The sequence below is a fragment of the Pseudomonas monteilii NBRC 103158 = DSM 14164 genome (assembly GCF_000730605.1).
Classification (GTDB): Bacteria; Pseudomonadota; Gammaproteobacteria; order Pseudomonadales; family Pseudomonadaceae; genus Aquipseudomonas; species Aquipseudomonas monteilii.
The window spans coordinates 1-3,081 of sequence record NZ_BBIS01000087.1; the positions used below are offsets into that span (position 1 = coordinate 1).

Sequence of the window (3,081 nt, forward strand, 5' to 3'; positions counted from 1 at the left end):
AGGAGCTCAAGCGTGCACCGGTTCTGGCCAAGCGTTATGTGATGGTGGTCGCCACGGCGTTCTTCATCCTGGCGCTGATCTGTGTCTACTCGACCATGCGCCTGATCGATGCCGCCGGCAGCGTAAGTGCCCAAGAGAAAGTGAATGCTCAGTACTTCTCCCACCTGTGGAAGAACGCCAGTCCTGACGAACAGAAGATTATTAAGTCAGTGATTCTGCGGTCGCCCATGGACACTGTGGTCCTCCGGCACTGATGCATTGAGGCAAACTAAAAGGCCCGTCGATTGACGGGCCTAATCATGTCTGCGCGGTTTAAGCGGCGTTCATTGCCGGCTGCAGTTGCTGGGCTGCGGGAAAGTGAAGGTGGAACCAGGTGAAGTTTTCTTCGGTCACCTCGACGCTCGCCGACCCCTGGTGCAGGCTCATGATCGACTGAACGATGGCCAAGCCAAGACCGGTACCGCCTTCGCTCCGTGCTCGGCTCTTGTCCACACGGTAGAACCGCTCAAACAAGTGCGCGTGGTGTTCCTTGGCAATACCGCGGCCGGGGTTGCCGACACTCAACGTCGTACCGCTCGCACTATGCTGCACCTTCACGAAGACCGTGCGGCCGCGAGGGCAGTATCGGATCGCATTTGACACGAGGTTCGAGACGGCTCGTTGAACCATCAGACGGTTCCCGCGTACCACATCATCACTGCCAGAGATCTGCAGCTGGATCTCGCCTTCCTCTGCCGAAATGCTGAAGAGGTCGCACACGCGCTGGACCTCGTCGACCAAGGAGACGGGTTCGAACTCCACCATGGATGCTGGATGACTGACCTGGGCCAAGAACAGCATGTCGGAAACCATGCGGCTCATGCGGTCCAGCTCTTCTGTGCACGACTCCAGAACCTCCCGGTATTCGGAAAGCGATCGTTCTCTGGTCAAGGCAACCTGAGCCTTGCCCATTAGGTTGGAGAGCGGTGCCCGAAGTTCGTGAGCAAGGTCGTCAGAGAACTGCGATAGCTGCTGAACCCCATCATCCAGGCGAGCCAGCATGATGTTAATGCCGTCGGCGAGCATTTTGAGTTCTGCCGGCATCCCATCAGTTGGAAGGCGATGGTCGAGGCTCTCGGTTGAGATTTTCGACGCGATCTTGAGGAACTTGGTCAGTGGCAGCAGGCCTCTGCGCACAGTCCACCAGCCAATGGCCAGGATCAGTGCGAGGATGACGGGGGACATCATCAGGGCCCAGGTCAGCAACGCATCGAGCAGCGCCTCACTGGATGACTGGTCCATGGTCATGTAGACGCTGACCTCTGTTCCATCGCCCAAGCGCATGATTCGAGAAGCACTCAGCAGAGGACGGTCCTGCGTATCACGCCATTCGTGCTCTTTGGGGTGGGCCGCCGGCTGAAACTTGTGCACCTCCAGATTGACCTGTTTCGAGCCAATCGAGAGCAGGGGAGTATGATTCTGTGAGGTATCGAATATGCTCACATACAGGTTGTTGTGGCCCATGACCAAATCGACAAGCTGATGCGCATCCGCGTTGACGCCGGAGATGTCCGGGATGGTGGACAGGTTGTGAGCCATCCCCGCCATCTTTACTTCCAGGTCCGCTCTGGCATTTCTTTCCAGAGCCTTGCCTACCATCATATAGCCGAAGGTGGCGAACAGAAGCAGCAACGCTGCGCTCATCAACCCAACTTTTAACCCCAGCTTTGCAGCCAGGCTGAATGGCCTCATGCGCGTTCCTCAAAAACGTACCCAACGCCACGAAGCGTGTGAATGAGCTTGGTTTCAAACGGGTCATCGATCTTCGACCGCTAGCGCCGTATGGCTACATCGATGACATTGGTGTCGCAATCGAAATTCATATCCCAGACCAACGAGATGATCTGAGAGCGAGTCAGCGCTTCGCCCGTTCGGCTCATGAGCAGGTGCAGAAGCGCAAATTCCTTGGTGGTGAGATCGATGCGTGTGCCACCGCGGAAGACGCGATGGCGGACGGAGTCGAGTTCCAGATCGGCAATTTTCAGCGAGCTCTTCTCGACTAACTCATCACCACGGCGTTGCAGCGAACGGATGCGAGCAAGCAGTTCAGGGAATTCGAATGGCTTCACAAGGTAGTCATCCGCGCCGCCGTCCAAGCCCTTGAGCTTGTCATTGATGCGTCCGCGGGCGGTCAGCATGATGATGCGGACCCGGCTGGTCTTACGGATGGTTTCCAGCAGGTCCCAGCCGTCGATACCCGGGAGGTTCACGTCCAGAAGGACCAACGAATAGACATTAGTGTTGAACAAGTGCAGGGCATCTACACCGTTGTGCACGATATCTACGACATACCCGCTTTCGGATAGGCCCTGCTGAAGATATTCGGCAGTTTTAATTTCGTCTTCCACAACTAGAACGCGCATAACTTATCTCAAGGTGTGAGGAAGGAGTTGGCCATAATCCGCCAAGATTGGTTGCAGGCTGTTCGAAAGTTTGGCTGAGGGTATGGCATGTGGTAGTCGCTACCTCTGTCCATACGCCGGGTCACCTGAGGACGCTTGAATCTTAACGCGAAGAAGCTGGCCGCGGCGAAATCCTACAAATTTGTAATGTAGCCGCAAGATTTCTGACAGTCATGCAGGCTCCACCACTAAGCATAGTGGATTCTGGGGCCTGCGGCGGTGTCCGACAGATTCGCCTGGCAGGTGGAATCGGTCAGGACAGGCAGCATTTCGGTCGTCAGCTTGCAGGGCTCGTACCGGCCTTGGATAGAGAGCGCCACGCAGGCAGTACCCATGCTCGGCATCAAACTGCTGCGCCTTTCTGCGAATTAGTTCACGTGGCGGCTCAGTATTCTCTCGAATAATTACCTTACAATCTATTACATGTCCAAATTGTAATTGCGCGATCATCTTGGTGTTAGCCTACTTTGCTAGTTTAAGGGCAGCGGAAGAGGCATCGCTGCTTTGGAAATTGTCTCATTTCAAAGCAGCTTGGCAAGAGCAACGGGCAGTTGTTCGCGTCAGTGCATTCACCTGTAAACCATACGCTCCTTTGGTAGGTGAATTTTAGCGCCCCCCCTACGGGCGCTTTTTTATTGGG

General features: G+C 55.5%; 2 protein-coding genes and 1 pseudogene. 1 reads left to right on the forward strand and 2 read right to left on the reverse strand.

Translation table 11 applies throughout. The features are described 5' to 3' along the window. Nucleotides 1–254: hypothetical protein (locus tag PM2_RS28995; RefSeq protein WP_042132627.1), on the forward strand; the 254-nt coding region annotated here is incomplete at its 5' end. 58 nt (nucleotides 255–312) lie between these two features. On the opposite strand, the gene PM2_RS29000 is transcribed toward PM2_RS28995, so the two are convergent. Further along, nucleotides 313–1,731 (reverse strand): heavy metal sensor histidine kinase, encoded by a 1,419-nt coding sequence (locus tag PM2_RS29000; RefSeq protein ID WP_004576010.1) that lies wholly within the window; start codon nucleotides 1,729–1,731, stop codon nucleotides 313–315. Continuing rightward, nucleotides 1,728–2,402: pseudogene (locus PM2_RS29005) on the reverse strand (heavy metal response regulator transcription factor). The gene PM2_RS29000 and the pseudogene PM2_RS29005 overlap by 4 nt, the downstream one beginning before the upstream one ends. Between the last annotated feature and the right edge of the window lie 679 nt (nucleotides 2,403–3,081).